8 protein-coding genes are annotated in these 6,649 nt (G+C 51.4%); 5 read left to right on the top strand and 3 right to left on the bottom strand.

The annotated features are described in order from the left end of the window. The first annotated feature begins 227 nt into the window (after positions 1 to 227). The 4 genes from petB to H6F80_RS02010 all read left to right on the top strand — a co-directional run bounded on the left by petB (position 228) and on the right by H6F80_RS02010 (position 3,407). On the top strand, positions 228 to 896 hold the full coding sequence (gene petB, locus H6F80_RS02025) for a cytochrome b6 (protein ID WP_190789949.1): 669 nt from the start codon (positions 228 to 230) through the stop codon (positions 894 to 896). A gap of 130 nt (positions 897 to 1,026) precedes the next feature. Continuing rightward, complete coding sequence (petD, locus tag H6F80_RS02020) at positions 1,027 to 1,509, top strand: cytochrome b6-f complex subunit IV (protein ID WP_190789948.1); 483 nt, start codon at positions 1,027 to 1,029, stop codon at positions 1,507 to 1,509. Positions 1,510 to 1,706: 197 nt separating this feature from the next. Then, the gene (locus H6F80_RS02015; RefSeq protein ID WP_190789947.1) at positions 1,707 to 2,888 is read left to right on the top strand and encodes a glycosyltransferase family 4 protein; all 1,182 of its coding nucleotides are present in this window, start codon (positions 1,707 to 1,709) and stop codon (positions 2,886 to 2,888) included. 150 nt (positions 2,889 to 3,038) lie between these two features. After that, positions 3,039 to 3,407, top strand: a complete 369-nt coding sequence (locus H6F80_RS02010; protein WP_190789946.1) for a hypothetical protein — start codon at positions 3,039 to 3,041, stop codon at positions 3,405 to 3,407. Here H6F80_RS02010 and H6F80_RS02005 read toward each other — a convergent pair. Further along, positions 3,404 to 4,288 carry a lipid kinase gene (locus H6F80_RS02005; RefSeq protein ID WP_190789945.1) on the bottom strand — a complete coding sequence of 295 codons (885 nt, stop codon included), beginning with the start codon at positions 4,286 to 4,288 and terminating at the stop codon, positions 3,404 to 3,406. The two genes, H6F80_RS02010 and H6F80_RS02005, sit on opposite strands and share 4 nt — an antisense overlap. A gap of 265 nt (positions 4,289 to 4,553) precedes the next feature. Then, a complete protein-coding gene (locus H6F80_RS02000; protein WP_190789944.1) occupies positions 4,554 to 4,949 on the bottom strand; it encodes a hypothetical protein in 396 nt (131 codons plus the stop codon). A gap of 292 nt (positions 4,950 to 5,241) precedes the next feature. Here H6F80_RS02000 and H6F80_RS01995 point away from each other — a divergent pair, with 292 nt between their 5' ends. Then, positions 5,242 to 5,877, top strand: coding sequence for a bifunctional 4-hydroxy-2-oxoglutarate aldolase/2-dehydro-3-deoxy-phosphogluconate aldolase (locus tag H6F80_RS01995; protein WP_190789943.1), 636 nt, complete (start codon positions 5,242 to 5,244; stop codon positions 5,875 to 5,877). On the opposite strand, the gene H6F80_RS01990 is transcribed toward H6F80_RS01995, so the two are convergent. Further along, positions 5,874 to 6,649 (bottom strand): glycerate kinase (locus H6F80_RS01990; protein WP_190789942.1); only part of this gene is annotated, 776 nt, incomplete at its 5' end. The two genes, H6F80_RS01995 and H6F80_RS01990, sit on opposite strands and share 4 nt — an antisense overlap.

Genomic DNA, 6,649 nt, shown 5'->3' with positions numbered 1-6,649 from the left:
TATGAATTTTTGTAACGCTATCTAGCTTCACGATTTTCTAACGAGTGGGATGAACCAACGTTCCCGAAACCCTCTCTAATCGGGAAAGTCCTATGTTTTACATAGAACAATTATCGTATCAGAATTGCCTCGAAACCCGGATCTGTCAATGTTTTCGCCATGCAATATGCCTTCTAGCTATGTTACATTTATTGACGGTGGATAATATTCTTCGGAACTCTGGTTTCATGTTTACAAAGCAGGTAACTGACTCTAAAGTCTATCAGTGGTTTCAGGAGCGTCTGGAGATTCAAGCCCTTGCGGACGATATCAGCAGCAAGTATGTCCCGCCCCACGTCAATATCTTCTATTGCCTGGGTGGCATTACGCTGACCTGCTTCCTGATCCAATTTGCGACTGGTTTCGCAATGACCTTTTACTACAGGCCAACCGTTGCAGAAGCATTTACCTCGGTGCAGTATTTGATGACCGATGTGAACTTTGGTTGGCTAATTCGCTCCATTCACCGCTGGTCTGCCAGCATGATGGTGCTGATGATGATCCTGCACGTCTTCCGCGTTTATCTGACGGGCGGCTTTAAGAAACCCCGTGAGCTGACCTGGGTAACAGGCGTAATTCTGGCAGTGATCACCGTGTCTTTTGGCGTGACGGGCTATTCGCTTCCCTGGGACCAGGTAGGCTATTGGGCAGTTAAGATCGTGTCGGGTATTCCTGAAGCGATTCCGGTTGTCGGTACGACCATGGTGGAGCTGCTGCGCGGTAGCTCGAGCGTGGGTCAAGCCACCCTGACTCGTTTTTATAGCCTGCATACTTTTGTGCTGCCCTGGGCGATCGCAGTGTTTATGCTGCTGCACTTCCTGATGATTCGTAAGCAGGGAATTTCCGGTCCTTTATAAATTCTGAATTTAGGTCTAATTCGGTCTGATTCAGCTCCTGACAGGTATCGACTTGGGCTAAAGCCTAGCGAAAATCCTGTTATTCTTTGACCAAAACGTTTCTGAAAGATCCTCAAGGAGAGCATTCAGCATGGCAACTCTGAAAAAGCCGGATCTTGCCGATCCCGTACTTCGTGAGAAACTGAAGAAGGGCATGGGTCACAACTATTATGGTGAACCCGCTTGGCCCAACGACTTGCTTTACGTCTTCCCCGTTGTAATTCTGGGTACGCTTGCCTGCTGCACCGCACTAGCAGTGCTTGACCCGGCAATGGTAGGCGAACCGGCAAACCCCTTCGCTACGCCGCTCGAAATTCTGCCGGAGTGGTATCTGTACCCCGCATTCCAAATTCTGCGAATTCTGCCGAACAAGCTGCTTGGAATTGCGCTGCAAACAGCAATTCCGCTCGGCCTGATGCTGGTTCCGTTTATCGAGAGCGTTAACAAGTTTCAAAACCCCTTCCGTCGCCCCGTAGCAACCACCGTATTCCTCTTCGGTACGCTGGTCACACTGTGGCTTGGGATTGGCGCAACCTTCCCGATCGACAAATCCCTGACGCTGGGTTTGTTCTAGGTTTTCCCTTACAAACTAAATCATTCAAACGCCTGTGTTCTGGTCTGAGCGGTTTTACCCCGTTTTAACAAGAGCGCAGGTGTTTTGTATTAATTCGGAAAATGGATTAGGCAAATATCAAACTGCCACAAGGCGTGAGTTTCACAGGTAATCTGTCGATACTAAAGGCGAACAAAAAGCCTAAGTCGATCGCTTCTATGCGCCTCTCCCTCAAGCCACAAGCTTCTGACACCCGAAATCGGACTGCTGCACCGTATCTATTTGTCTTTCTGGAAGTGTTCTCACAGGAGGGGGGCATTCAGTCTTACGTTCAGGACATTTTGCAGAGCTATTCTGCCCAGACAGATTTGCCGCCTGCTCAAGTGCTGCTGCTGCGCGATCGTCCTACAGACTTACCCTTATCTCTGCCTCAGCTCTCGTTTCAGAGCTTTTACGACGAGTCTTCTCCGCGCGGACGGCTACGCTTCACGTTCGCCCTGCTCAAATCCTTGATTCAGCACAAACCCCAGCGGGTATTTTGCGGACATATCAAGCTTGCGCCGCTGGTAAAGCTGCTCTGTCAACCGCTAGGCATTCCCTACACAGTGCTGACTTACGGCAAAGAAGTTTGGAAACCCCTTGCTTCCAGGGAAAGAACTGCCCTTCAGCAAGCCGATCGGCTCTGGACGATTAGCCGCTATAGCCGCGATCGAGCCTGTGCTGCAAATGGCATTGATCCAGCGAAAGTGCAAATTTTGCCCTGTGCTGTGGATGACGAGCGATTTACACCCGGTGAGGCTGCTTCCACGCTGATCGAACGCTACCAGCTTGCAAACTCCACGGTCATCATGACGGTGGCGCGGCTTTGGTCGGGGGATATTTACAAAGGGGTGGATGTAACGCTGCGGGCACTGCCCACGATCGTACAAGCGATTCCCAACGTGAAATATCTGGTGATTGGGCGGGGGGACGATCAGCCGCGACTGGCACAGTTGGCGATCGATTTGGGGGTAAGCGATCGGGTGATTTTTGCCGGGTTTGTGCCGACAGCGGATCTAGTAGAGCATTACCGTTTAGCCGATGCCTATGTGATGCCTTCTCAGGAAGGGTTTGGCATTGTGTATCTGGAAGCGATGGCTTGTGGTGTGCCTGTAGTTTCAGGGGATGCGGATGGATCGGCTGACCCGTTGCAGGATGGAAAGCTGGGCTGGCGAGTGCCTCACCGAGATTCCAATGCAGTTGCAGATGCCTGTATTGCGCTGCTCCAGGGGAGTGGTTCCGCTGGGGAAACGGGTTTACATCGTCGCTGTGATGGAATGTGGCTACGTCAGCAAACTCTGGAGCAGTTTGGTCGCCGTGCCTTCGCTCGCCAGCTTTATGCGCTCGTACAGGAAGGTTAGATTCCCCCATCGCAATTCTGCGATCGCAACCAGGATGTTTTATCTTGGAAGAAGTTACCCCGGCTGAAAGATGCTGCCGCTTACTGAAACTGGCAAACTGGGGTGGGTTAGGCCGGGCAAGGGCAGGAGGTTAAGGTGAATCAAAACGGCATGAAAAGCCTGCAATTTAATTTTTCAGGATTTAGCTTCTGGCTAACCCTCCTGGCACTGATCTGGCTACTGGGTTCGATCGGGCTGGGATGGGTGGTCAAGTCTGTTATTGTTTTGGCTGGTTTAGTTGTCGTTACGCCCTTACTGGCGTTCATCGGATTTCGCTGGTGGATCAAGCGAAACCTTGTCGTCGATTGCTGTCCGGTATGTGATTACGAATCTGCCGCAATTAACGGCACTCAGCTCCGTTGTCCAAGCTGTAGCGAACCGCTTCAGGTTGAAAAACGGCATTTTCATCGGCTTACCCTGCCTGGAACGGTGGATGTGACGGCGATCGAAGTGCCTGTAAAGCAAATCGAAGACAATTAGCTCGAACTTTCTACCGATGGAACAAACACCTTTAACGCCTGTGGCACGACGCGAAAATGAGCGGGAGCCTGGGTTGTGATTTCCCCATCGGTATTAATCGGTAAACGTCGGCGGGTCTGCACTTTCACCTCGCGGCAGGAGAAACCATCGACAAACGACCAGCTTGTTTGATCGCCCGATCGCATAGCTGGCAAAATCGCAAAAAGCTGCCACCAATGTTTCAGGTTCAGACTGTAGACATCAAGCTGCTGATCGTCGATTGTTGCAGTGCTGGCAACGGTCATTCCGCCACCATAGTATCGTCCGTTGCCAACGGCAATCTGAATGGTTTTAACTCGTCGATGTTCTCCGGTATCCAGCACCAGTTCAGCCCAGAAGGGACGCGAATGCCTTAGAGCTTGGATTGCGGCGATCGGATAAGCGAAAACGCCCCATTTTTGCTTGGTGTCTTTGTTGAGTTTGCGCGTAATCTGCACACTCAAGCCGATGCTGGCAACGTTGAAGAAATATTTGCCGTTGACCCAACCCACATCGATCTGCTCGATCTTTCGTTCAGTAATTATTTGGCAGGCTTCGGCGAGCGTGGTGGGAATGTTGAGAGTCCGTGCCAGATCGTTTGCAGTTCCAAGCGGCAGAATTCCGAGGGGGAGCTGCGTCTCGACTAGACCGGGGATTGCAGCATTCAGCGTCCCGTCGCCGCCGCCAATAATCACACAGTCCACGCTGTCCTGATGCTGTCGAATTAGGTTGGCAATCATGCCCGGATTTTTGGGCGTCGCCTCAATCCATTCCAGCCCGCTCTCGCGCAGATAATCGATCGCCTCCTCTAGCTTGTCTTTTCCGTGGCGCGATTGACGGTTGACCAGCAGCAGTGCTTTCACAAGCCCACCTCACAAGCGACAGTAGACCATCACTATCGGATAAATGGGGTGAGTCTAGAATCCTTCAACTGAGAGATTAATTACAGGCTGCGCTTTTTGCGATCGGGATTAGAACACCTGCCTAAGTCCCAAATTTGCCCTCATTCCCAGTTCTTTATGCCTTTTGCAAAATCAGCCAGCCCCAGAGTGAAGCTAGGGCGGCTGAGAAAATTTCCAGAGTGAGATTTATTTAATTGCGAGAATCCGAGAAACAGATAAAACCCAATTATGGATTCTCAGAGGGTGGTGCAGGATTTGGGCTGGACGTTGACGAGTCACTGTCAGAAGACCGTTGAGCGTTTGACTCCGGCTGAGTTAGCTCAGACTCCTGAGTCGGGGCAGGGTTAGGAACTGTGATATTGATATCAGGAGCCTTCACATCAGGAGCTTGAGGCTGAGCCGGAACAATTTCTCGGGTTCGCTCAATGACTGTATTTTGGCGTGGAGCTTGCGATTCGGACGGGCGATTAAAAAAGGCGTAAGCTGCAATTCCTGCACCGACTAAACCTGCGATCGCAATTCCAAGGGCAACACCACTTACCGCACTGCTGTTCTCTCGATCGCTCTGAGCCTGCCGCCGTAGCTCATTCTCATAAACTTCCCGATCGCGTAAATTGCTCATGTTCAATTCCTCCTCGATCTCAAAAGCATTGGGATGTACAAAAACGTGTGTAATGAAACAAGAATCCTTTTGACATTCAACAGATCTTGTTGTTGGAAATTTCCAATCTGTTGCACCCGTAGTTCCAAAATAGCCATTCAGTACCAACGACTTATTACACCTAGAGGAAGGTAGCTTTCTATACCGCAGGAATGGAATAAAGCAGTACATAGCCGTGAGATGACTGTCAAATGAGTTAAAACATGGCAAAATCAGGCTTCGGTTCTTTGACTCGAAATTGGGTGGTTAGGTTATGTCCGCAGCATGGCTTGCACTGCTGAAACAGCATCGATCGATCGCAGTGATTCGCGCCCTCGAACTGGCAGTGGGAATCGAGATGGCAAACGCAACGGCGGCAGGCGGAATGCGGCTGATTGAAATTACCTGGAACAGCGATCGTCCCCATCATCTAATCCAACAGATCCAAAATGATTTGCCAGATTGTGTGATTGGAGCCGGAACGTTGCGATCGACCGATGAGGTGCAGCAGGCGATCGAGGCGGGGGCACAGTTTTTGTTTTCGCCGCATACGGATTTTTCGATGATTGAAGCGGCAGTGCGGCGGGAGATTCCGATCGTGGCAGGGGCGCTGACCCCGACGGAAATTATGCAGGCATGGCAGGCAGGGGCAGCCTGTGTCAAGGTTTTTCCAATTCAGGCGGTGGGTGGCGCAAGCTATATTCGCAGTTTGCAGGAGCCGCTCGGCGGAATTCCGCTGATTCCTACCGGAGGCGTGACGATCGACAATGCAGCGGAGTTTATTCGTGCAGGCGCGATCGCTGTAGGGCTGGCAGGACAGCTTTTTCCAAAACAGGCGATCGAGGCAGGCGACTGGTCAATCGTTGAGGCGCGATCGAAGCAACTGGTCGAAAATTTGCGAAGCGTTTAGTCTGAACCGGGATTGTACGGACAATAAATCGAAATGGGTAACCGATTTTCGTCAAGCTCAATGATCCAATCAACCCATTCAGGCTGAGACAGAAGCGGCGGGATAAACAGCTCAGGGTGAAGCGATCGCCAGAAATACTGCACAAATTCCTCGATTTCGGTATCACTCATGCCCGGTTTTCCGGTCGCTTTCATCATGTGTTCTGCTTCTTTGCGCCATTGCAGCGTCAATCGATAATCTACTGGATTCAGCACAATCAGGCGATCGAGTTCGTCCCACAGCGGCAAGTAGTCTTGTAACCGATCGTTGATGTCACGGGCAAAGGTGCGGTCAGACTCGCTGATAATCGGCGACGGGGCATGGTTAAACAAAGCCGGAGCGATCGGACGCACCCCCACAAACCAGCCTTCAAACAGCACCACATCAGCAGCCGTAAGCCTTTCTGGCACAATTCGATCGCCTGCCCCTTGATGCAGCGACTTGTCAAAGCGAGGCACGGCAACCGCATGCTGCGGGCTAACCTGTCTGAGCTGCTTCAGAACCGATAATCCCAGCGAGACATCATGTGTGCCCGGAGGACCACGCCAGCGATAGCGAGGGTCAAACTGCTGAAGCTGAAGTCGATCGGCATAGGTTTTATAAAGGTCGTCGATCGATAAACGACAAACCTGAAGTTCCATCTCTGCCAAAATTTCAGTCAGGATAGCGGCAAGGGTCGTTTTACCCGTTCCCTGCCCGCCCAGAATCCCGAGAATTAGCGTTTTCTGCTGCC

It is taken from the genome of Leptolyngbya sp. FACHB-711 (assembly GCF_014695615.1).
Taxonomy (GTDB): domain Bacteria; phylum Cyanobacteriota; class Cyanobacteriia; order Elainellales; family Elainellaceae; genus Leptolyngbya_A.
Note: the sequence above shows the minus strand (reverse complement) of the source record. Positions and strands in the feature narration are given on the sequence as shown.